Annotated in this window: 6 protein-coding genes and 1 pseudogene; 5 read left to right on the plus strand and 2 right to left on the minus strand. The window is 63.9% G+C overall.

The genetic code is table 11. The features are described from left to right. The first annotated feature begins 6 nt into the window (after positions 1–6). The 5 genes from ACR652_RS06730 (at position 7) to ACR652_RS06750 (ending at position 22,582) form a co-directional block, all read left to right on the plus strand. Positions 7–1,854, plus strand: coding sequence for an ATP-dependent nuclease (locus ACR652_RS06730; RefSeq protein WP_434505748.1), 1,848 nt, complete (start codon positions 7–9; stop codon positions 1,852–1,854). After that, positions 1,851–3,560, plus strand: a complete 1,710-nt coding sequence (locus tag ACR652_RS06735; protein WP_434505749.1) for a UvrD-helicase domain-containing protein — start codon at positions 1,851–1,853, stop codon at positions 3,558–3,560. The genes ACR652_RS06730 and ACR652_RS06735 overlap by 4 nt, the downstream gene beginning before the upstream one ends. Positions 3,561–4,421: 861 nt before the next feature. Then, positions 4,422–12,194 (plus strand): SpvB/TcaC N-terminal domain-containing protein, encoded by a 7,773-nt coding sequence (locus tag ACR652_RS06740; RefSeq protein WP_434505750.1) that lies wholly within the window; start codon positions 4,422–4,424, stop codon positions 12,192–12,194. A gap of 19 nt (positions 12,195–12,213) precedes the next feature. Further along, positions 12,214–19,194, plus strand: coding sequence for a neuraminidase-like domain-containing protein (locus tag ACR652_RS06745; protein ID WP_434505751.1), 6,981 nt, complete (start codon positions 12,214–12,216; stop codon positions 19,192–19,194). A gap of 112 nt (positions 19,195–19,306) precedes the next feature. Further along, positions 19,307–22,582 carry a hypothetical protein gene (locus tag ACR652_RS06750; RefSeq protein WP_434505752.1) on the plus strand — a complete coding sequence of 1,092 codons (3,276 nt, stop codon included), beginning with the start codon at positions 19,307–19,309 and terminating at the stop codon, positions 22,580–22,582. Positions 22,583–23,026: 444 nt separating this feature from the next. Here ACR652_RS06750 and ACR652_RS06755 read toward each other — a convergent pair. Both ACR652_RS06755 and ACR652_RS06760 read right to left on the minus strand, forming a co-directional pair. After that, positions 23,027–24,047 (minus strand): annotated as a pseudogene (locus ACR652_RS06755) (IS630 family transposase). 722 nt (positions 24,048–24,769) lie between these two features. Continuing rightward, the gene (locus ACR652_RS06760) at positions 24,770–25,138 is read right to left on the minus strand and encodes an alpha/beta fold hydrolase (protein WP_434505753.1); all 369 of its coding nucleotides are present in this window, start codon (positions 25,136–25,138) and stop codon (positions 24,770–24,772) included. Between the last annotated feature and the right edge of the window lie 166 nt (positions 25,139–25,304).

Genomic DNA, 25,304 nt, shown 5'->3' on the forward strand with positions numbered 1-25,304 from the left:
AAAACTATGCGAGTCCGACGCCTCATAATCACGAATTTCAGAGGCGCCTCTGAGGGACGCATCGATTTCTCCGGACATACACTTCTCGTCGGAGGGAACAACGTCGGCAAATCGACCGTGTGTGAGGCGTTGGATCTCGTGTTGGGGCCGGAGCGGCTCTATCGCAGGCCGGTGGTTGATGAGCACGATTTCCACTGCGGACGATATTTGACGGCGGACGGAGCCCCAGTCGAAATCCGCATTGAGGCTATTCTTGTCGATCTTTCCGAGGAAGCAACACGCCGCTTCGGCGGTCATCTACGCCGGTGGGACGATAAGGCCGGCACCTTTATCGACGAAGGGGATAACGGGCTCGACCAGGCCGACGCGCATGGCGTCGTCTGGGCACTGCCCCTCCTGTTCGTCGGCCGCTACGACCGGGACGAGGATGATTTCGTCGGGAACACTTTCTTCGACCATCCGACCAAGGAAGTCGATGCGCTTGATGAGGAGAGCGAGATCAAGCTCGGCCAGGGGCGCATTCCGTTCACGCGTGTTCATAAGCGGCTTTGTGGCTTTGTGTTCTTGCGGACCCTGCGGACTGGATCCCGAGCGCTGAGCCTGCAGCGGGGGTCGTTGCTCGATTCGGTGCTGAAGCTCGGCGGGGCCGGCGCCGCCGAGATGTGGCAGGATACGCTCAGCCGGCTGCAGGCGCTCGACCCGGCAATCGGTGAGATTGAGCAGCTGAAGCACATCCGCGCGGAAATCCGGTCGCGCATGGGCCGTTTCGTTAACCTTGCGCCAGGCGAGAATTCCACGGCATTTTTCGCGTCGGACCTGACACGCGAGCATCTGCGCGAGGTCGTGCGCCTGTTCATCGCAGCGCAGCCAGGGGAGCATCTCGTGCCGTTCGGCCGACTCGGCACCGGGTCGATTAACCTTTTGGTCTTCGCACTACTGACGTTCATCGCTGAACTGAAGGACAAGCAATCTGTAATCTTCGCAATGGAGGAGCCGGAGATCGCGCTGCCGCCTCATACACAGCGGCGCGTGACGCGCTTCGTCCTCGCCGAGATGGGACAGTCCATCGTCACGTCGCATTCACCCTATGTGATCGAGCAATTCGATCCAGCGCAGATTGTTATCCTCACCCGCGACGAAGATGGCGCGCTGACGGGTCAGCCGATCGACGCTCAAGCGGTGAAACCAAAGACGTATCGGACCGAGTGTCGCCAGTTCGCGGAGGCTATTCTTAGCCGAGCGGTGCTGGTGGTGGAGGGCTCGACCGAGGCATCGCTGTTTCCGGTCGCATCTTCGATCATGGAAGCCTCGCTGGCCGCCAACTCCTATATGCACTTCGATCTAGCTGGCGTCAGCGTCTTTGACGCCGGTGCGGACAATGCCGTGCCGCGTCACGGGCCGATATTCTCGGCTCTCGGTAAGCTGGCCTTCGGCTTCTACGACAAGCCGAACGTCGCGTTGGGTCAGGATTCCCTCGACAAGATGAAGAGCTACACCCAAGTCTGGGAATCACCAGAGAAGGGGATCGAGAACGTCCTTGTCAAACAGATGCCGATCGCGGTTGTGCGGCGCTTCCTCGACGAGGTGAAGGATCGGTCTGACTATCCCGCTGTCGGGCCCTATGACCCGGCGGCCGGCGATGCCGACATTGCGGCGCTAGCGACCAAAGTGCTCAAGGCCCGCAAGGGCGAGGCTTATGGTTATGCCGCGATGCTGATCGCGCAGTGCCAGACCGCGGCGGAACTGCCCGCGACCATCCGCGAGATATTAGAGGCGATCCACAAGACCCTTAGCGCCGTGCCCGAAGACATTGCGGCGCCGGTGCCGGGCGATTTCGAGGATCGGTTGGGATGAAGCTTGACCTTTGCGATAAACGCAAGGCGATCATCGCACAGGCCGGGCACCTGCTGGTGCTCGGTGGTCCGGGCTCGGGCAAGACGACGATTGCGCTATTCAAGGCACAAGGCCGCTTCGCGGCATTGAAGCCCGGTCAGGAAATTCTGTTTCTGAGCTTTTCGCGCGCGGCGATCCGTCAGGTCCTGTTGCGCTGCAAGGAAATCCTGACGCCGAGCCAGCGCCGATCCGTCGTGGTTCAGACCTACCATGCGTTCTGCATGGAGATGCTGGAAGCACATGGGCGACTGCTGCACGGGCGGCCGGTGCGTTTCCTTTTCCCTAGCGAGGAGAGGCTTCAGAAGTCAGCCTTCGATGGGGACTGGAATGTCGAGCGCCAGCGTCAGGCGGCGGAAATGGGGCTGTATTGCTTCGACCTTTTCGCAACAGGCGCGGCCGCTCTGCTCGAAGGTTGCGCAGCATTGCGCGGGCTGATCGCTGATCGGTTTCCGATGATCATCGTGGATGAGTTCCAGGATACTGATGACAATCAGTGGCGGATTGTGAGGGCGCTGGCTCTAGTGACCGACGTTTTCTGCTTAGCGGATCCCGAGCAGCGGATATTCGACTATCGCGACGAAATCGATCCGCGCCGGCTGGACATTTTGCGAGAGACTGTCGCGATTGCGGAATTCGATCTCGGCGGCGAAAACCACAGGAGTCCGAACGCCGGCATCCTTCAGTTCGCTGACGCCGTTTTGCGCAATAAAAGTCCACTGCCAGTCACATCCGACGTGAAGCTCGTGAGCTATTGGGGGAACGCGTTCCCCGCGACGGTGCATGCGGCCGTGATCTGGACGTTCAGCGCGCTGCGGAGAAAGGGTGTCGAGAAGCCGAGCGTCGCGGTGCTGTCGCGGAGTAACTCCCTGATTTCCGATCTGTCGATGATCCTGTCGGAACCTCACACCTATAACAATCAGCCGCTGTCTATGGTCGAGCATGATGTCGTGTGGGATGCGGAGCTGTCGGCCGCGGCGGCAGTCGTCGTCGCATCGATCCTGGAATGGCCGACGGGGCCGGCCGCAGAGAGCTTAGCGCGGACACTTCGCGCAATCGCTGGCTTCTACAAGGTGAAGAACGCCGAAGAGCAAACCAATACGGCAGCTGAGAACGCTCGCAAATATGACGAGGCCGCAGCCAAGGTGGCGAAGGGTGAGGAACCGCGGATCAAGGCCGCGAAGGCGTTGGTCGCCGCTCACGCGGCTGGGGTCGCGTTGATCGGTGAGCCGGTAGTGGACTGGAAGGCAGCGCGTCGGTTGCTCCAGGATATGCCTGCACTCAGCGAATTGTTCCGCGAAGTGCGGCTTGTCCGCCTCTTCAGGGCGACGGATGCTCTAGCATCGGGGCTTAGTGAGCGCTGGCTTGCATCAGGCAGCTACGGGGGTGCGAGTGACCTTGTGAGGCGCATTCTCGAACAAGAGCGGCTCATCGCTGCAGAGCGCGATTCACAGAGCGGCTGCATCCTGATGAATATGCATAAGGCCAAGGGCAAGGAGTTCGATGGTGTCGTGCTTGTGGAAGGTGCCTTCAAGTCGGGGTTCTTTGACGAACGGACTGAGCAACCCCCATTTGAGCGCAGCCGCCGGCTATTGCGAGTGGGGCTGACGCGGGCGCGGACACTGGTGACGATCGTTCGGCCGCAGAATGCGAGGCCACTGGTCGACTAGGTGTTTGGGGGCGGCGTGGCGGCGGAAAATATAGGGACTGGAGGATGGACGAAAGCGGGTCTATTCGTAAGAGGTATGCATGAGTATAGATGAGCCCGAGATCAGCGTCTCGAGTGCAGTTGAATCTCCCTGATGGCTAATGGCTTCAGGGCGGTGCTGACGGTACTTTTGAGCCGCTCAGGCGGAGGCGTGCGTCGGGCCAGTTTTGCCGCTCAATAAGGCAATCGAGGCCGATAGATGCCGAAACCATGCAAAAAATTTTTTGGGGAAAATTCCCTTTGAAATCAGAAGCGTAGCATTTTGACGGCCTTGGTGTCGGCGACCTTGTGCAAAACCGGCAAAGAACACCAATTATATCAACTTGTTAGATGTGATTTAAACAATCGAGTGGGAGTGAGGGGTAGTAAAAACGGCGGCTGTAGAGTGCAGAAGGGGGCAGGGAGCTGTGCTTCATTACCGAACGTCGGCGATAGTTGTTGCGGCTCCTTTTTCTAGTCTCGACAACGCGTGACGGCGTTCTGCGAGCGAGCGCACTCGATCTTTCGCATAGAACGGTCGAGGCTCATCACCCCTCGATCGCAACGCATGGGATGGATCAGAATAAGTTGCCGGCAATAATTTCTTGCGCGCGCCTGTTGCCACCTCCGTCATTCGATGATCCAATGATCGATATTTTAAGGTCAGGCGCTTCGAGCAAGGGAGCCCTGTCTAAGGTTGATTGCGGTGTTTTTCTAGCAATTTCGGGAGCACGGCATGGAAGGCGAAAGGGCCGTTACAAGCGCTCCGGAGAAGTTGGCTGGCCAGCGGCAATCTCCTCTCCCCAGCATCGAGTTGCCGAAAGGCGGCGGAGCGATCCGCAGCATGGGCGAGAAGTTCGCCGTGAACGCAGTGACCGGCACGAGTTCGATGTCGATTCCGCTTGGCGCCAGCCCTGGCCGCGATGGCTTCGGCCCGCAGCTTTCGCTGACCTATGACAGCGGCGCAGGCAACGGCCCGTTCGGTTTCGGCTGGCAAATGCCCGTTCCCGTCATCACGCGCAAGACCGACAAGGGTTTGCCCCGCTATCGCGACGGCGAGGAGACAGACGTCTTCATCCTTGCGGGCGCCGAGGACCTCGTGCCTGTGCTCGACGCACAGGGGGCGCGGGTCGAATTCGGACGCACAGTCCATAAGATCGCTTACAGGATCAGGCTCTACCGGCCGCGAGTCGAGGGGCTCTTCTCGCGCATCGAACGCTGGACGGAAACGGCGACCGGCGTCAGCCATTGGCGCACGATCAGCCGCGACAACATCGTCACTTTGTTCGGTCGCGACAGCAACAGTCGCATTGTCGATCCGGCCGATCCGCGGCGAGTCTTCAGCTATCTTGTCAGTCTCATGGCGGATAACAAGGGCAATGTCGTCCACTACGACTACGTCGCCGAGGATTCGGTGGGCGTCGACAAGACGGCGGCGCACGAGGCGAACCGGATGGCGTCGGGACGCGCGGCCCAGCGCTATCTCAAGACGATCCGTTACGGCAACCAGCAGCCATGGTTCCCCGATTGGTCGGCGGGCGGCGCCGAACCGGCGCTTCCCGCTGACTGGCATTTCCAGCTCGTTTTCGACTATGGCGATCACGATCACGCCAAGCCGACGCCCATTCGTAACCAGCCATGGCCGGTGCGCCCCGATCCATTTTCACATTACCGCGCGGGGTTCGAGGTCCGCAGTTACCGCCGTTGCAGCCGGATCCTCATGTTCCATGACTTTCCGCGCGAGGGAACGGCGGGCGCCTCGCTGCTCGTGCGCTCGAGCGATCTGCGTTATTCGGATGAGGAGGCTCCCGCAGATCCGGCGAATCCTATCCACACTTTCCTGCAGTCGATCACGCAGGCCGGCTATCGCGCGGCGCCGGGCGGTTATGCGCGTTCGCCGCTGCCGCCCGTCGAATTCGCCTATAGCCAGCCGCGCCTCTCGGCGGAGGTGCTGACGCTGACCGACGCCGAAAGCCGCGCCAACCTGCCCGAAGGCATAGACGGCGCGCGCTTTCGCTGGGTCGATCTCGACGGCGAGGGTCTGTCGGGCATCCTCAGCGAGGAACATGGCGGCTGGAGCTACAAGCGCAATCTCAGTCCGATCAACACGGTCGCCGGGCCCGATCAGGCGCCCATGGCGCGGGCGCGGTTCGGCGCCAGCGAGCGCATCGCGCGGCTGCCGTTACCTGGCCTCGACCAGCCGGGCGGCCAGTTCCTCGATCTCGACGGCAACGGCCGGCTCGAACTGGTCTCGTTCGAGGCGCCGGTCCCAGGTTACCGGCAACGCACCGCCGACGCCGACTGGGAGCCGTTCAAGCCGCTCCCGGCGCTGCCGGCGATCCGCTGGTCGGAACCAAACCTGCAGTTCGTCGACCTCACCGGCGACGGCCTCGCCGACGTCCTGATCACGGAAGAAGACGCTTATACCTTTTATCGGTCGCTTGGCCTGGAGGGCTTTGCCGAGGCCGAGCGCATACCCACGCCGCCCGACGAGGAGCGGGGACCTCATCTCGTCTACGCCGACGGCACTTTCACAGTGTCCTTCGCGGATATGTCGGGCGGCGGCCTGCGCGACCTGGTGCGGGTGTGCAATGGCGAGGTCTGCTATTGGCCCAACCTTGGTTACGGAAAGTTCGGCGCCAAGGTCACCATGGACGGCTCGCCCCGTTTCGACTGCGACGACCTGTTCGACCCCAAGCGCGTGCGGCTCGTCGACATCGACGGCTCGGGCTCGACAGACGTCGTCTATATCGGGGCCGCCGGGGTCGATGTTTTTTTCAACCAGTCTGGCAACGCCCTTGCCCGGCGTCAGCGGCTCGCGGTGTTTCCCGACGCCTCGCTGCTCAGCGGCGTGCAGACGATGGACCTGCTCGGCAACGGCACGGCCTGTCTCGTTTGGTCGTCGCCCCTGCCGGCCGAAGGGGCGACGCTGCGTTACGTCGACCTGATGGGATCGTGCAAGCCGCATCTCTTGGTTTCGGTGCGCAACAATCTCGGTGCCGAGACACGGGTGCGCTATGCGCCCTCCACGCGCTTCTATCTCGAGGACAAGCTCGCCGGCCGGCCGTGGGTGACGCGGCTGCCGTTTCCGGTGCAGGTGGTCGAGCGGGTCGAGACTTTCGACTGGATCGGGCGCAGCCGGGCGGTCGCCCGCTACGCCTATCATCACGGCCATTTCGACGGCGTCGAGCGCGAGTTCCGCGGCTTCGGCATGGTCGAGCAATGGGACACCGAAGAGCACCGCGACGACACGCTCTTTCCCGAGGCCGAACCCGCCAACGAGGCGGAGGAGTCTTTCAACCCGCCGGTGTTGACACGGAGTTGGTTCCACACAGGAGCGTTTCTCGAGGCGGCGGCGATCTCGCGGCAATATGCCGGCGAATACTGGATCGAGCCGGCGTTGCGCGGCGACAGCCCCGCGGCGGTCGCGGCGCGGGCAGCGCGGGCGATGGCTGACAGCGTGATCGAAGCGGGCCTCACCGCCGACGAGCAGCGGGAGGCCTGCCGGGCGCTGAAGGGCTCGGCGCTGCGCGTCGAGGTTTTCGGGCTCGACGGCTCGGCCGCCGCCGAACACCCCTATTCGGTGGCCGAGCACAATTATGCGGTGCGGTGCCTGCAGCGGCAGGGACGCAACCAACATGCGGTGTTTATGACGTTCCCGCGTGAGGCGCTCACCTGGCACTATGAGCGCAATCCCGAGGACCCCCGCCTCAGCCATGAATTCACGCTCGAGGTCGACAATTTCGGCAATGCGCTGCGCGGCGCCTCCATCGCCTATCCGCGGCGGCCGGGCCATGCCGAACCTGCGCCCGATCTCTCGGCGGCGTTTCGCGCCATGCTGGCGCACGATCAGGCACGCCTTCACATCAGCGGGTCGGGCCACGCCTTCACGGAGAGCCTCGGGGAGCCGATCACGGCGGGCCCTCTCGACAGTTATCGCGGGCCGATGCCGAGCGAGACGATCATCGCGGAGCTCACCGGCTTCGCGCCCGCGGGCGAGCGCTTCGGATTCGACGAGATCGACGCGCGGCATGTGGCGCTCTGGGCCGGCGCCAACGACATCGCCTACGAGGATGTCTCGACGCCCGATATCGAGGGGGTAGGCAATCCGCTCGGTCTCGGGCGGCGGATCGTGACGCGCTCGGGCACGCTCTACCGCCGCGACGACCTCACCGGCCTGCTGGCGCTCGGCAAGGCGGATACGCTCGGGCTCGCGGGAGAGACCTATCAGTTGGCGCTGACGCCGGGGCTCGTCGCGCGTGTCTTCGGCGGCCTCGTCACCGACGCCATGCTTGCCGAGGGCGGCTATGTACGACTGGGCGGCCCCGACTGGTGGGCGCCTTCCGGCCGCGTGTATCTTTCGCCCGGCGACGGCGACAGCCCGGCGATCGAACTCGCCGAGGCCAAGGCGCATTTCTACCGGCCGCGACGCTCCGTCGATCCCTTCGGCGCGGTCGACCGGCGCGACCTCGACCCCTATGACCTGATGCCGGTGCGGGGCTCCGACGCGCTCGGCAATGTGACCCTCGTCGACAACGACTATCGCGTGCTCCAGCCCTGGCGCAGCACCAACGCCAATGGCGCCACCACCTCGCTCGCATTCGACGCGCTCGGGCGCGTGGCCGGCTCGGCAGTAAGCGGCAAGGCGGGGGAGGGCGATAGCCTCGCGGGTTTCGTCGCCGACCTCGACGATCCGACCGTGGCGGCGGTGCGGCAGAACCCGCTCGCCGATCCCGGCGTAATCCTCGGCAAGGCGAGTTCGCGCGTCGTCTACGATCCCTTCGCCTATATGCGCACGCGCGCCGCGCCGGCCCCCGACGCGCCGATGGTCTATACGCTGGCGCGGGAGACACATGCGGCGGATCTCGCCGGGGGCGCGGCGTCGCGCTATCGGCACGGTTTTCTTTATGCCGACGGGTTCGGTCGCGAGGCGCAGCAGAAGGCGCTGGCCGAGGCGGGGCCGGTGGGTGACGCGGCCGCCATCGTGGCGCCGCGCTGGGTGGGCAGCGGCTGGACGATCTACAACAACAAGGGCAAGCCGGTACGCCGCTACGAGCCTTTCTTCTCGGCGACGCATGATTTCGAGTTCGCGCATCAGACCGGGGTGAGCGCGGTGCTGTTCTACGATCCGCCCGAGCGCGCGGTGGCGACGCTCCATCCCGACTCGAGCTACGAAAAGACCGTGTTCGACGCCTGGAGCGAAACCGACTGGGATCGCAACGACACGGTGCTTCTCGACGATCCGCGCACCGACCCCGATGTGGGCGATTTCTTCAAGCGCCTGCTCGGGAACGCGCCGAACGCCTTCACTTCCTGGTACAAGCGGCGTATCGGCGGCGCGCTCGGCGCGGATGCGGCCGAGAAGGCGGCCAACCAGGATGCGGCGCAAAAGGCCGCCGCACACGCCGCGACGCCACGCCTCAAGCTCCTCGATTCGCTCGGGCGGACATGCCTCCTCGTCGTCGACAACGGCGTTGTCGGCGGAGTGCGGCAGCGCCTGGCGCAGCGCACTGCGCTCGATACCGAAGACAAGCCGCTCGTGCTCATCGATGCGCTCGGCCGGCATGTGAGCGAGACCTGCCGGCGCGAGCCGCTGCCGGGCGGCGGCGGATTCAAATATGTCGCCGGCTACGACATGCTCGGCGCCGCGCTCTGCTACGTCACCATGGATGGCGGCATGCGGCTCATGCTGCCCAATGTCGCCAACCACCCCCTCCGGCACTGGGACGATCGCGGCTACACCTTCCGCACCGTCTACGACCTGCTGCAACGGCCGACGCATCAGTATGTCGGCCGCAAGGGGGCGGGCGAGATGCTCGCGGAGCGGTTGATTTACGGGGAGAACCATCCCGATCCCGCGCGCAACTTAAAGGGCAAGCTTTTCCGGCATTACGACGCGGCGGGTGTGTCGTCGCACGAGCGCTACGACTTCAAGGACAACCTCACCGAAAGCACGCAGCAGATGGCGGCGAGCTACGCCACGGCGCCCGACTGGACGCCGCTCGCCGCCCTCGGCGCGGGCGCGCCGATCAACCTTGTCGCGCTGGACGCGGCGGCGGCGCCGCTGCTCGTCACCGGCGAAGTTTTCCAGTCCGCGAGCCGATACGACGCGCTCAACCGGCCGATCCAGTCCATTCTCCCGCATCTGGCGGGCGGGAAAGTCTCGATCCTGCAACCGGGCTACAACGACGCCGGCCTCATCGAATCGCTCAGCGTCTGGCTGCGGCGGGGGGCGGCTCCGGGGGCGCTGCTCGATCCGGCCGTGGCCGACATCAAGGCGGTGACCAATGTCGATTACGACGCACACGGCCAGCGAATCCGCATCGACCGCGGCGACGGGCTAAGCAGCATCTCCACCTATGATCCGCTCACACGGCGTCTCCTGACGTTCACGACGACGCGGCCGTCGGCCGACCCCAACGCCACGACGGTCCAGGCGCTGAGCTACGCCTACGACCCTGCGGGCAACGTCACCCGGCTGCGCGACGACGCCGACATCCACAATGTCGTGTTCTTCCGAAATCAGCGAGTCGATCCGACCGCCGATTACACCTATGACGCGCTCTATCGGCTGGTCGCCGCGGCCGGCCGCGAACAGCTCGGGCGCAATGGGGGCGGACTTCTGCCGCCGCAGCAGGGCGGCAACGACGATGGCGCGCGCCTGCGGATCGCCGCGCCGGGCGACGGCAATGCGCTCGGCACGTACACCGAGCGCTACGTCTACGACGACGCCAGCAATCTCGTGCAGATGTCGCACCTCGTCGCCAGCGGAAACTGGACGCGCCGCTATGTCTATGGCGAGGCGAGCCGCATCACGGCGAGTGAGATGTCGAACCGGCTTTCGACGACGAGCGCGCCGGGCGACAATCCCTTGGGGCCGTTCAGCGATCCTTACGCCTATGACGCGCATGGCAACATGACGTCGATGCCGCATTTGCCGATGATGCGCTGGGACCCGCAGGACCGGCTTTCGGCCAGCGCCCGGCAGGTGGTCAACGCCGGCACGCCCGAGACCACCTATTACGCCTATGACGGCGCGGGCCAGCGCAAGCGCAAGGTCACCGATCGGGCCGCCGCCGCAGGCGCCGCGCCGGCGCGCAAGGCGGAGCGGCTCTATCTCGGGGGCATCGAAATCTACCGCGAATATGCCGGCGACGGCGTGACCGTGACGCTCGAGCGGGAGACCTTCGAGGCGATGCTCGACAAGATGCGGGTGGTGATCGCGGAGACGCGCACGGCAGGCAATGATCCGGCGCCGCCGCAACTCATCCGCCACCAGTTCGCCAACCATCTCGGCTCTGCGACGCTCGAACTCGACCCGGCGGGCGACGTCATCTCCTACGAAGAATATTTCCCCTATGGCTCCACCTCCTATCAGGCGGTGCGGGCGCAGACGGAGACGCCCAAGCGCTACCGCTACACCGGCCGCGAGCGCGACGAGGAAAACGACCTCTCCTACCACGGAGCGCGCTATTACGCCCCCTGGCTCGGGCGCTGGACCGCCTGCGATCCCTCGGGCCACGCCGATGGCGCGAATATCTACGCTTACTCCCACAACAGCCCGACAGTGTTCTCCGACCCAAGCGGGACCGAAGGGCAGGACAACGTCGACAAAGCCAATGCGAAGAGCGGGCTCTCGCTCTTACGTGGCCTCACAGCGCTCATCCCGGACGCCATCGTTTCGGGCAAGCTGCGGGAGGCGGCGCTCAAACTCAACGTCGACGAGATCCGGGCCGTGGCTAACGGCGGTTCGTGGAGCGACCCTAAAAACAAGCAGTTTCTCGACTGGCTGACGAACCAGGCGACCAAGAACGCCGGCGTGTCGTCGCACACCATCCCGCCGAAGGCGCAGATTTCACTCGCCGAAGAGTTGGCGAAGGGGCCGGAGGCCTTCCGCAAGGCGGCGGCCCAACTGATGGTGCGTAATTTCGGCGAGGTCAAAGAGCTGGAATCGCTCACGGCAAAGGCGGTGGGCGCGATCAAGAAGACCAACCGCCCGTCCCGGGCGCTGGCGGACGCCGTCAACAAGAGCATTCGCGGGCGCATTGCGCGGGCGGCGACCGAGGACGCCAAGCTTGTCAGCGACGCGCTCAAGGAAATCCACATCGATCCCAAGACGCTGACCTTCATGAAGGCGGAGGGCGATGTCGCAAAGGTGGCCAACGAGGCGACCAAGGCGGCGGGCGCGGTCTCCAAGGTGGTGAAGGCGGTCGCGCCGGTTGCAAAGGCGCTCAAGCCGCTGGCTCCCGCAGTCAAAGTGGCGGGGAAGGCCGCCGGCGGGCTTGCGGTCGCGGTGTCCGCGGTAGAACTCGTGACCGCCAAGAACACGGAACAGCGCGTCGACGCCGGCATCGGGCTCGTGGGCAATTCGCTGATGATGTCGAAGCATCCGGTGGCGATTGCGGCGGGGGGCGGGATTCTCGTCGGACAGGCGCTGGAGCACAATCTCAACGTTTCGAAATTCGCGTCCCAGCACGGCATCGACACCAAGGAATATCTCGAACGCAAAGGCGTGAACGAAACGGTCGCCTTTGTCGCCGGCGGCGTTGTCACAGTCGCGTCGACGCCTGTGGCGCTGGGCGAAGCAGCGGTTGCGAAAGTCAGATCCTGGTTTTGAACGTTTGGAGCTTGAGGCAATGAACCTTTCAGGGCGAGACCTCCATAGAGAGCTTTTCGGCGACGACGTGAAGCAGTTGCAAAGCGAGCTCGCCCAGCTCGGTTTCAGGATCAGCGCCGACGAGATGGGGCGGGGCATGTTCGCCGGCTCGACCGCCGACGCCGTCATAAGCTTCCAGAAGCAGCAGGGGCTCGACTCGAACGGCCTCGTCGAGGCGGTGACGGCGGCGGCGCTCAGCAAGGCCATCGCGCTGCTGAGGCAGAAGTTCAACGTCGCAGGGCAGCTGTTCTCGTCGACGCGGGTCGGCGTCGGCGGGCTCAGGGTGCTGGTCGTCGACAAGGCGGCCGGCCCCGATACGACGCTCGCCGCGACGACGACCGACGCGAACGGTCGCTACGCAGTGCAGTTCGGCATGGATTTGTTGAAGCAGACCGGCAAGACTGTCCCGGACCTGCAGGCGCAGGCCTTTGCCGGCGACAAGCTGATCGGCGCATCGGTCGTCCGCTACAGCGCCGGCACGAGCGAGACGCTCGACATCAATCTGCCGGCGACGGCGGATGCGATCCTGCTCAGCGAGCACGAGACGCTGACCGGCGCGGTCGCGCCTCTGCTGCGCGGCAACCTTCGCGACCTCAAAGAGGGCGGCGGGCGCTCCGACATCACTTATCTCGCCAATAAAACCGGCTGGGACGCTCGCGCCGTGGCGCTTGCGGCGCTCGCCGATCAATTCAGCGCGCAGGCCGACGGCAAGATTCCGGCGGCCTATTTTTATGCGCTCTTTCGCGCCGGCCTGCCGGCCAATGCGGACGCGCTCTATCACATCGGCGGCGACACGCTGACCGCGATCTGGAAAGGGGCGGTCACCGGCGGCGTCATCCCGGCCAAATCGGCCTACGGGATTCCGGAGATGGTCAAGGCGTTCCAGAGCTTGAGCGCGGATCGCCTGCTTACGACGCCGGTTTTCGCCGGTGCTTCTTCATTCGGCGACATGCTGTCGCTCGCCGGGCTCGGAGCGCCGCAGCAGCGGCAGGTCGCGGCGCTCTATGCGACCCATGACGGCGACCTTCCCGGTTTCTGGAAGGCCGTCTCCGAAGCGGTCGGCGCGCCGACAGCCGAAAAGCTCAAGACGCAGGGCAAGCTCGCCTTTCTGACGCTCAACAACGCACCGCTGATGAAGGCGCTCGACGGCGTCGGCGACCCGCTCAAGCTGGTCCAGCAGGGCTTTCACGACCCCGCCCGCTGGAAGGAGCTCATCAAGCCCGAACAGGTCCCGCCGCAGATTCCCGGCGCCAATGCGCAGGAGCGGGCGGCCAATTATGCGGGCTACCTCGCCGCGCAGTTGCGCATCAGCTATCCGACCGCGGCGATTGCGCAGATGATCGGGGCGGGCGCGGTCAAGCTCGACAACGGACCGGCGGTGGTGAAGTTCCTCACCGAGCAGCAGGGCAAGTTCGAACTCACTGCCAAGCCGATCAAGCAGTATCTGGCGCAAAACAACATAAGCGCCGAAAAGGCGACGACCGAAGCCATCCAGCGCGTGCAGCGGGCGCTGAAGCTCACTCCGAACGACGCGGCCATGGGCGCGCTGATCGAGAGCGAGCTCGACTCGGCCTACCATATCGTGCAGCAGGATCGTTCAGGCTTCATCCGCGCGCTCGGCAAGAAGATGGGAGGGGAGGACGTCGCGGCGCGGGTCTATGACCGCGCGGTGCAGGTGCATGGCGCGGTGCTCAACCTCACGATCGGGTTCCTCTCGGCCAAGAACGCGGCGCCGCTGGGAGCCATCCAGATGGGGCCGCTCAATGCGAACGGCGCGGCGGTTGGCGGGCAATTCCTCGACGCGCGTCCGCAGGCGAAGAACGTCGACGCAACATCCGTCATAGCCTATCCGACGCTCGAGAGCCTTTTCGGCTCGATGGATTTCTGCTCCTGCGACGAGTGCCGGTCGATCCTGTCGCCGGCCGCCTATCTCGTCGATTTGCTTCAGTTCATCGACAAGGCGGCGGACGGCAAGCAGAACGCGCAGTCCGTTCTCTTCAACCGCCGGCCCGACATCCAGCACCTGCCGCTCACCTGCGAGAACACCAACACGGTTTTGCCCTATATCGACATCGTCAACGAGACGCTCGAGTTCTATGTCGCCAACGCCGCCGGGCCGTTGACGCTCACCGGCTTTCAGGGACACGACACGGGCGCCGCCGTCTCGGACGACCTGCTGGCGAGCCCGCAATATGTGATGGATCAGGCCTACACGGTCCTGCAGGGCGCGTGGTTTCCCTCGCCGCTGCCGTTCCATCGGCCGCTCGAAGCGCTGCGCCGGCATTTCGACCAGTTCGAGGCGCCGCTGCCCGACGCCATGGAGCGATTGCGTCAGTCCGACGACCTCGAACGCGGCGCCAACGCCTATGGCTGGCGCGACATATTGATGGAGGCGCTGAAGCTCTCCAGGCCGGAATACCGGGTTCTGTCTGACAGCGCGCTGACGCTCAACGCGCTCTACGGCTTCGCCGCCGGCAAGACAGAGGCGCAGTTGATCGCCGCGCTCTCCAACGCCAAGGCTTTCGCAAGGCGGGTCACGGTGTCCTACGAGGATCTGGTGGCGATCCTCAAGACGCGCTTCATCAACCCAAATTGCGGCCTCGTCCCCAAGCTCGCGCGGCTCAACGTGCCGTTCAGCACCCTGCAGGCAGTGCATGACGGCACGATCACCGGCCCGGCTTTTCTCGCATTGCTGCCGGTGGGGGCGGGGGCGCCTGACCCGGCCGAATTCGGCGGGGACATCGTCGCCTGGGTCAAGGACCCGCAGAACTATGCGCGGCTGATGAGCATTATCACCCTCGTCGATCCGACCGGCAAATCGACGGGATGCAATTTCGACCGGCTGGAATTTCGATATTCGAAGCCCGTCGCCAATCCGGGCGACACGAGCACGCGACTCACAGCCGTCGATTTCGTCAGATTGCTCCGATTCATTCGGCTCTATCAAAAGACCGGCTGGACCATCGAGCAGACCGATATCGCCATTTGTTCGCTCTACCGGCCCGACTGCGGACCGATCACGGCGGGCGACCTCGATACGCTCGCCAAGCTCGACGCCGGCTTCTCGACGCTGCTGCCGCGGCTCGGCGTTGCGGTGCGCGTGCTGGATGCGCTTTCGCTGGCGCCCGCCAAGGCGCTGCAGCGGTTGCTGGCCGTCTGGAGCGACATCCCCACCCAGGGGGCGAGCGCGCTCTACAGGACGATGTTTATCGCCCCCTCGACGCCGAACCGCGACCCGGCCTTCGCCGACAACGGCTATGGCGAGTATCTGACGGACGCCGCGCAGCGCGTCCTCGGTCATGCCGAGGCGCTGCGCGGGGCCTTCAATCTCTCTGGCGACGAGTTCGAGCAGATCGTCAAGGCGCTCGGCTTCGACGCCAACACGCCGCTCACCCTCGCCAACATCTCCGCCATCTACCGGCGCGGCTGGCTGGCGCGCAGTCTCAAGCTATCTGTCCGTGAGCTGCTGCTGCTGACGGGGCTCACTGGAATCGATCCTTTCGCCCCGCCGGATATCGGGGCCGCCCCGAACGCCGCCCCGCCGATCACCCGGCTCATCGAGCTCGTGCAGTCGCTCAAAGAGAGCGGCATGAAGTCCGCGGCGGCGCTCTATCTCGTCTGGAATCAGGACCTCTCCGGCCAGTCCGCGCCCAAGCCCGACGCCATCGCCGCATTCGCGCGGACGCTGCGCGCCGATTTTGCCGCCATAGACAATCAGTTCGCGGTGACCGACGATCCGACGGGGGACGTGCTCCAGGCGCGCATGACGCTCGTTTACGGGCAGGCCGTCGCCGATGCGTTCATCGCCCTCATCGACAATACGACGCGGTTCGACGTCGCCTACACGCATCCCTCTGGCGCGCTGGAGGCGGCGATCACCGCGCTCGATCCGGCGCTCGCCTACGACGATTTCGTCCATCGGTTGTCGCATAAGGGGCTGCTGTCCAAAACGATGCGCGACGCCCTCGTCGCCACGGCGGGCGTGCAGCAGGCATTCAAGGATGCGGTGGGCGCGCTTTACGACGCGTCCTCGGACGCGCTCGCCTCGTTCTTCTCACGCAATCCCGAACTCAAGCCGCTCTACGACGCCTATGTGGCGTCCGCTCAGCCGCCGGAGCAGAAGCGCACGGCGCTCCTTGCCGCCTTCCAGCCGGAGCTGTCGCGGCGGCGCAAGAGCGAGCAGGCGCTCGACCGGCTGGGCGGCGCGGCGGGGCTCGATCTGGCGGGCGCGACGGCGCTGCTTGCGCCAGACGGCGCCGGGCCATTCCCGCTCCACGCCGCGGGGAACGCGGGGCGCTCGGTGCTCGACGATGTGCTGGCGCTCGGCACGCCGGGGCTTGCGGCGCAATTCTTCTTCCGCAACGCGCCCACCGGGGTGGTCGATCAGAGCGTCGCGGCGGCGCCGGCCATCGACTACTCGGCCGCCAATCCGCTGCCGGCCAATCCTGTCGCGGGAGCGGCGATCTCGGGCATCTGGACCGGATCGGTCGAGATCCCCGACGCGGGTTACTACAATTTCGTGATCTCTACCGACGCAACCGCGCTGGTGACGCTCACCTTCGACGGGACTCCTCAGCCGCTCACCCGCAACGGCGCGGTGTGGCGAAACCAGAACCCGCTGCTGCTGGCGGCGGGCCGGCTGGTGGACATCGTGCTCAAGGTCGAGCGGGTCGTCACGAATCTGAGCCTGAGCTGGGAGACGCCCAAGGCGGCGCGCGCGGTGATACCGGGGCGCTATCTCTATCCGCCGTCGATCATGCCGCCCTTCTCCGCCGCCTATGTGCGGATCATGAAGGCGGCCTCGCTCGCCACGGGCCTCAAGCTCAGCGCGGCCGAGATCGCCCATTTCGCGACCGATCCCGATTACCGGATCGCCGGCGAGGGCTGGCTCAACCTGTTACCCGTCTCGGGCGACCCTTTAGCGGCGACGGCTGTGGGGCTGCTCGCCCCGCTCAAGGCGCTGCTCGCCTTCAGCCGCCTGAAGGCGGAATGGTCGCCCGACGACGACCGGCTGCTCTCGGTGCTGAAAGATTCGGCCGCGGCCACGACGGCGCCCGATGGCGTCTTGTTCAAACTCTCGCTCTGGGACCCTGTCTCGCTGACCGACATGCTCAAGCATTTCGGCAAGGCGCCAGCGGACCTGGCGCATTTTGCAGTGCTCCGGCGGCTCGAAAGGGCGTTCGCAACGGTGACCGCGATGGGGATTTCCGCCGCGAGCCTCATCAAGGCGACGACCAACGAGCCGACGGCGGCGGTGGTGCGCGATTTCCAGGCCGCGCTGAAGGCCCGCTACGCCGCCGACGACTGGCGCGACATCATCAAGCCGATCAACGACGCGTTGCGCGAGCTGCAGCGGGACGCGCTTGTCGCGTACATTTTGCAGCAGTTTAAGGAGAACCCGCCGACTCCGGCCGCCGCCAACATCGATACGCCTGACAAGCTCTACGAATATTTCCTCATGGACGTGGAGATGGCCTCCTGCGCGAAGACCTCGCGCATACGCCTCGCGCTGTCCTCGGCGCAGCTCTTCATCGAGCGGTGCCTGATGAACCTCGAAGCTGACGTGTCGCCGGGGTCTATCGACTCGAAGCAGTGGCGCTGGCGCAAGCGCTTCCGCCTCTGGCAGGCCAATCGCGAGGTCTTCATCCACACCGAAAACTGGCTCGAACAGGAACTGCGCGACGACAAGTCGCCGTTCTTCAAGGACATCGAGGGCCAGCTCCTCCAGGCCGACATCACCGACGATTCGGCGGGGCAGGCGGTGCTCGGCTATCTTTCCAAGCTGAGCGACGTCGCCCATCTCGTGCCCTGCGGCTTGTGCATCGAGGAGAACGGGGCGGGCGAGGCCGACGACATCATCCATGTCGTGGCGCGAGCCGGCGCAGGCAGCACCAATTTCTACTACCGGCGCTATGAATACGGCTACTGGACGGCCTGGGAGCAGATCAAGCTGAAGATCGAGGACGCTCCAGTCATCCCAGTCGTATGGAACAACCGGCTGCTGCTCTTCTGGCTCAACTTCCTCAAGCAGACGCCGCAGTCTGCGCCCGATCCCGGCGCCGCCTCCACGGCCAATGGCGGCACGACTCATGTGTCCGACCTCAGTCTCACCCAGGTGCGCGCTGCGGTGAAGAACACGAGCGACGCCGAGGTAAAAGTGAGGCTGCAGGCGTTGCTGTCGTGGAGCGAGTATTACAATGGGCAGTGGCAGCCGCCGCAGACGTCGGACGCGGCGCAGCCGGCCGATCTGGGCGCCTATTCGCCTCTGGAGATGACGCTGATCGACCGCAGCCAGCTCTCGCTTTGGTCGGACGAGCCGGCCGAGGGGTTGCGCATCAGCATCCACGGGGCGCACCAGAACGCCGCGTTCCGGCTCTACAACACGCACTCGACGCCGGAGCTGATGACGCCTCTGCCCAGCTACCGGCCCTTTGGCAAGCAGCGGTCGTTCTCACAGAGCGGGCAGCCTTACACCATCAACTATTCGTCGAGGATCCCCGACCTGCCGCCGGTCTACTACGCCCGCGAGGTGCTGACGGATTCCATCCCGGTCCGCTCCGTACAGGCCGCCCATGGGGTCTCCGACCAATGGACCTCGCCCTTCTTCTTCGAGGACCGGCGCAACGTGTTCTTCGTCACCACCACGGAGAAGCAGGTCTGGGTCGCCGACTTCGGCGGCTACGGAGTCTTCCCGAAACCCTCGTTGCCGGAAATCACCAAATTGCCGCCGATCTATGTGCAGCCGCCGCTCTTCCCCAAGCCCACGCCCTGGGGCGGTCCGGAGGGCATTCTGCCGGGGGTGGTCGATCCTGCTCCAATCGAGCGCTTCGTCACGCAGGACGCCAATATCCGGCAGGGCATCGCCGTCGCGGCGACGGTCAAATTTGGAGGCGTCGACATCGGCCCCGCGGGCGCCATCGACGTATCGGCGCCGGCGCCGGTGCTCGTCCGGCCGGGCTAGGGCGTTTCCCCGTCCGATCGAATCGGACCGGCGCTCTGGTCTTTTGTCTTTTCACGCTTTCTTTCGCCGAACCGGATTCAACGTCGGCGGAACGCGCTCTAAGGGGGTCGCGATGAAATACGCCAACATGTTCGGCTTCCACGACGCGGTCCTCGTCGACAAAACCATTGTCGTCAGCTTCGGCCACCAGGAGGAGAAGTTCACCTACACTTTTCGAAACTTCTTCCATCCCTTTGTCGGCGAGATCGTCACCGCCATGAACCGGGCCGAGGACCCGATCGAGGCGCTCTTTGCGCCCTCGACGCAGGCGATGGAGCAGCCCTTCTTTGACGCCACCTATGCGCCGCGGCACACCGCCGTCGTCGACGTCACGACCTCGCCGATCAAGAATATCGATGTCGATGAACATGGCCCCTACGCCAACTACAATTGGGAGCTCTTCTTCCACATCCCGATGACCGTCGCGACGCATCTTTCCAAGACGCGGCGGTTCGCCGAGGCGCAGCGCTGGTTCCACTTCATCTTCGATCCGACGTCCAACGACCAGTCGCTGCCGCCGCCCAAGCGCTTCTGGAACTTCCTCGCCTTCCGCAACGACGCCGACCCCAAAAGCATCGACGAATTGCTGACGCTTCTCTCCGCGCAGCCCTCAGCCCTCAGCCCCGATGACAAGAAGCGCCAGGCCGACATCCTCGACGGCTATCAGGCGATGCTCAACAAGCCGTTCAACCCGCACGCCATCGCGCGCACCCGGCATGTCGCCTACCAATACAATGTGGTGATGAAGTATCTCGACAACCTCATCGCCTGGGGCGATGACCTCTACCAGCAATATACGGTCGAGACGATCAACGAGGCCACGCTCCTCTACGTGCTCGCCAACAACATCCTCGGGCCGCGGCCGGAAAAGGCGCCGCCGCTCGGCGTCGTGCAGAGCAAAACCTTCGCCCAGCTCAAGGCGCTGAGCCTCGACCAGATGGGCAACGCCATGGTCGAACTCGAATCCTCATTTCCCTTCAATATGGCGGCGCCCAACGGCGGGGCGCCGGGCGGCGACGCCGTGTCGGGGCCGCTCTTCGGCATCGGCCGCACGCTCTATTTCTGCATCCCGCCCAACGAGAAGCTCCTCAGCTACTGGGACCTCGTCGCCGACCGGCTGTTCAAGATTCGTCACTGCATGGACATCACCGGCGTGGTGCGCCCGCTCGCGCTGTTCGACCCGCCGATCGACCCCGGCATGCTGGTCGCCGCGGCCGCCGCCGGTCTCGACGTGTCGAGCATCGTCAGCGGTCTCAACCAACCGATCGGACCGGTGCGCAGCACGGTCCTCATCCAGAAGGCGATCGAGCTCGCAAGCGAGGTGAAGAGCCTAGGGGCGGGGCTGCTCTCGGCGCTCGAAAAGGGCGAGGCCGAGGGGCTCGCGCTGCTTCGCCAGAAGCACGAGATCGCCATCCAACAGATGACCCAGGACACGCGCTTCCTGCAATGGAAGAGCGCGCAGGACTCGCTCGCCTCGCTTACGACGACGCGCCGCGCCGCGCTCGAGCGTCTCCACTATTACGGAAAGCTGCTCGGCGTCCCCGACGACCCCAATGCGCCGGACATCGACAAGATCGATTTCGCGGTGCTCGACGAGGCCAGCTTCGAGGAGGCGCACGGCAAGCTCGTCACCCAATACGACCAAACGCTGACGCTGCAAAAGGTGCCGGACATCCAGCGGCCGCTGGACAATTCGCCGGCGCAGCAATCCGGCGCGGTAGGGGCGGGCAAGCTCCACCTCAACTCCAACGAGGACGCCGACCTCAACGTGCATCCCCCGGCGGCGCGCAGCAACCGCGAGAACGCGATGCACTCCGACACTGTTACGGGGCTGCTCTCGCTCATTCCCGACATGGGGATCGACCTTCATTTCTGGGGCCTGGGCGGGCATATGAACGTCTTCGGCGGTTCGCTGCTCGCGACGGTGGGGCGCTTCTACTCGTCTCTCCAGAACACCAGCGCCGCCCAGGAGGAGGGTCAATCGGCGAGCGCCGCCAAGACAGGCGGGCACCAGCGCCGCGCCGCCGACTGGGTCCTCCAATATAATTCGGCGGCGCATGAAGTGATGCAGAATGGGCGGCAGATCCTCGGCGCGCTGATCGGCGAGCAGGTGGCCAAGCACGATTACGACATCGCCAAACAGCAGGCGCAGAACGCCCTCGAGATCGACCAATTCCTCGAAAGCAAGTTCACCAACAAGGAGCTTTACCTCTGGATGCAGGGGGAGATCTCACGGCTCTATTACGAATATTACCGCTTTGCCTTCGACGTCGCCCAGAAAGCCGAGCGCACAGTCAAGACCGAACTGATGCGACCCGAGCTCAGCAGCCAGAGCTTCATCAAGTTCAACTATTGGGACGCGGGCCGGAAGGGCCTGCTCGCCGGCGAGGCGCTGCATCTCGACCTCAAGCGGCTCGAGATGGCATACCACGACAACAACAAGCGCGAGTTCGAGCTGACGCGCCACATTTCCTTGCGCCAGCTCAACCCGATCGCGCTCCTGCAACTCAAGACCACAGGCTCCTGCCAGTTCGGGCTGCCCGAATGGCTCTTCGACCGCGACTGCCCGGGCCACTATATGCGCCGCATCAAAAGCGTCGCGGTCTCCATCCCCTCGGTTACGGGCCCCTATACCAGCGTCAACGCCACGCTCTCACTGCTTCAGAGTTCGATCCGCACGTCGCCCCTGCTGCTCGACGGCGAATATCTGCGGCAGGGGACCGACGACAGCCGCTTCGTCGATTATGCGGGGGCGCTCCAATCGATCGTGACGAGCAGCGCCAGCAATGATTCCGGCCTCTTCGACATCAATCTGCATGACGACCGCTTCCTCCCCTTCGAGGGGGCAGGGCTCGTGGGGACCTGGCAGCTTAGCCTGCCGACCGCCTATCCGGCGTTCGACCGCCCGACGATCTCGGATGTGATCCTTCATTACCGTTACACCTCGCGCCCCGGCGTCCAGATCGACAAGGTGCAAACCGCGCTTGACGATCTCTTCGCCGAGGCCTCCGGCAGCGGCGCCAATCTCGCGCTCTTGTTCAGCCTGCCACACGATTTCCCGACCGAGTGGTCGGCCTTCGTCAATGGCGATCAGGATCTCAGCATCACGGTAGGGCGTGACTATTTTCCGTATTTTGTCACTGGCAAGCAGTTGACGCTGCAAAAATTCGAGCTCTACGGCATGGACGGCAAACATCACGAGTTCGGTGACCCGGCAGCGCGCACCACCGACTTGCAGGCGCATGAAGCTTTCACTTTGTCCGCCCCTCCTGACGCGGCAGGGCCAACTCAGGCACTGACGCGTACCCTGGGTGCTGAACCTTATCTGGTAGTGCGCTACACGGTTTAGATGTTCTTGGTTGACTCGTATTATAGCAGGCGTTCACAAGAAGGCCGTGACCGTTGCACGCGCTGGCAAACCGTCCCGGAGTGTGTTGGTGCTGCATCGACGTGAGCTATTCCTAAAGACTTGCAATGGACGTCGAGCCGCGAGGTCGGCTGCTAAGTAAGCGCCGAGACTCTCCCCATAGCTTCAGACACTTCCCGGCCTACAAAGCGAAAATTTATCCCGCTCGGTCAAGCGAAAGCATAGAGCTGTTGAACAGCCCTGCCTCTGCACGGAACGCTCAACCTTTACAATCAGCCAGGAAAATGACTAAGACCCAGCTTGGATGTCTACTGACAACACGCTCCCTGTTCGGGCGGTGTAATACTTCCAGATTTGGCTAATACCAACCCGCGTTGATTAGAACCGATAGGCCGCCCATTCACGCAGCCCGATGGACATAATGCGTCAGGGTTGTTCGACGAGGCTGTCCCACGCATCACAGCAGTGATCGACGATGTCATCGTAGGACTTGAACACCCGATTGGAGAGGCGATTGTCACGCAGGAACTGCCAGACGTTTTCCCGTGGGTTGAGTTCCGGACATTTGGCAGGCAGCGGTGCATGATAGTGACGTTGGAGGGAACGTCGAGTTTGTCGGTCATATGCCAACCGGCCTGGTCGAGCAGGACCACCGCATGCGCGTCGGGTGCAATATTCCGCGCAATCTCGGCAAGGTGGAGGTTCATCGCATAGGTGTTGCATTTGGGCAGGATGAGAGCGGCTCCTTTTCCATCCTTAGGCGAGATGGCGCCGAAGAAGTAGGTCGAGGCGGTGCGCTGATCCCGTGGGGCGGAGTGACGCGATCCGCGTTTTGCCCATCGACGGGTGATCTTGTTCTTCTGACCGATGCGCGCTTCATCCGCGAACCAGATTTCTGTGTCGCGCGCATCGACGGATTGTTCCCGGGCGATTTCCTCCAGGCGTGCGGGGAAGTTTTTTTGAATTCCTCGATGGCGCCTTCGCGCTGCGCGTGATGGCGGGGGCGCGCGGAGAGCTTGCGATATCCCATTTTTCGGAGCTCGCGGCTCATCGTCGTTTCGGAGACAGAGATGCGGAACTCTTCCGAGAGCCATTGGCAAAGGTCGACGATCCGCCAACGCACGACGCCATGGATCGCGGGTTTGGGTCCGTCATCGACCATGCGCCGGAGCGCCCTGCGATGCTCATCCTTCATCAGCGATGGCTGGCCAGGCGCCTTGCGATCCAGGAGGCCATTCGGGCCATGTGCGTTGAAGCGCAACACCCAGTCGCGGACGATCTGAAGCGTTACACCACCAATCTTTGCCGCCTCGCTGCGCGCTCCGCCATCATAAATTGTCGCCAGAGCGAGAAGCCGGCGCGCTTGTGGTGCGTCTTTCGAGCCTCGCGCCAACACCCGAAGCCGCTCGGCACTAAAATCATCACGCAATCGCACCGCTGCCGCCATGACGAACCTCCCTCCGGTTCGCCAATAAGAATCAGACATTTGCCGATTCGGGAATCCCATGTGAGTCAAACTCACGGCAGGTTAGTATAACATGATGCAAACTCTGGACGAAGGAGCCAGGGAGACGCAAACTCGACTCGCTCTATGAGATGCCGGGACTAAACATCTAGCTGCTGATTGGCTGATGGAAGACTAACGAAAATTCACCCGCGCATCGCGCCGACGAAGAGCGTGACGGTACTTTTTCTGTGGTGGCTGGAGCGGTCATCGGCTCCTCCGAAATGGGTTTTGGAGCAATCGGCCTCGATAGGTGCTGAAACCGCGCAAAAAAATTTTGCGAAGTTTTCCATTTGAAATCAACACTGTAAGATTTTGACGGGTCGTGCGTCGGATTTCTTGGGCTGCGGGCGATAAACAACCGAGCTAGATCAATATGTTATCTGGATTTTAGACAATTGAGTGGGAGTGAGGGGTAGTAAAAACGGTGGCTGTAGAGTGCAGAAGAGGGCAGGGAGCGGTGTTCCGTGCCGAATGTCATTGATAGCTGTTGCGGCTCCTTCTAGTTTCGATCGCGCGTGACGGCGTTATACGAGCGCTTGATTGCGCCAGTTTGTCGGCAAAGCTGCCGGATGTTCGCGCCAGCCGGACGTAGCCGTGCCTAGTCCCAGGCGTGCGCGCCTCGGGGAAGCGAGTCCAGACAGGCAATGCCGAAAGGCAAGCCTTCATGACGAAGGCTTCCCAACGAGCGGCGCCTGAAAGGCGAGCAAATGCTCGATGACCGCGTCCGGCCTGTCGAGCGGCAGGAAGTGCCCCCCGTCCTCGACGGTCGCCATTTGCGCGCCGGGCACGATTTGACGATCATGTTCGCGTTCCTCTGGCCGCGACCAGTCGCGGGCGCCCCAGAGCAGCAGCACGGGAATCCTGATGTTCGAATAGGCCTTGGTCGCCGTTTCCCAGCTTTCGGCGTTGCGGAGCAGATTGAGGAAGGCGCGATAATGGCCTTTGCGGTTGCCGACGAGATACATCTCCTTCAGCAGCTCCGGCGGAATGCGTTCCGGGTCGGCGACGCCGCCCTCGAGCGCTGATTTCATGATCCACGAATTGGCGCAGGCGCATCGTAAGCGCTCAACGTTCCCCGTGTAGCGGATTTGCGCTTTGACGCCGATGATTGGTTGCCCTGGATTCGGGTGATCGACATAGGTCTGAGCATATGTCTGGAGATAGAACGTTTCAGGTTTTGGATGTCAGCCCGGCGCG

The sequence above is a fragment of the Methylocystis sp. genome (assembly GCF_051061225.1).
In the GTDB taxonomy this organism is placed as follows: Bacteria; Pseudomonadota; Alphaproteobacteria; order Rhizobiales; family Beijerinckiaceae; genus Methylocystis.

What these genes read in the sequence shown, in the direction of transcription:
- ACR652_RS06730 (WP_434505748.1), top strand. Translation starts at nt 7, where the DNA reads ATGCGAGTCCGACGCCTCATAATCACGAATTTCAGAGGCGCCTCTGAG.
- ACR652_RS06735 (WP_434505749.1), top strand. Translation starts at nt 1,851, where the DNA reads ATGAAGCTTGACCTTTGCGATAAACGCAAGGCGATCATCGCACAGGCC.
- ACR652_RS06740 (WP_434505750.1), top strand. Translation starts at nt 4,422, where the DNA reads ATGGGCGAGAAGTTCGCCGTGAACGCAGTGACCGGCACGAGTTCGATG.
- ACR652_RS06745 (WP_434505751.1), top strand. Translation starts at nt 12,214, where the DNA reads ATGAACCTTTCAGGGCGAGACCTCCATAGAGAGCTTTTCGGCGACGAC.
- ACR652_RS06750 (WP_434505752.1), top strand. Translation starts at nt 19,307, where the DNA reads ATGAAATACGCCAACATGTTCGGCTTCCACGACGCGGTCCTCGTCGAC.
- ACR652_RS06760 (WP_434505753.1), bottom strand. Translation starts at nt 25,138, where the DNA reads ATGAAATCAGCGCTCGAGGGCGGCGTCGCCGACCCGGAACGCATTCCG.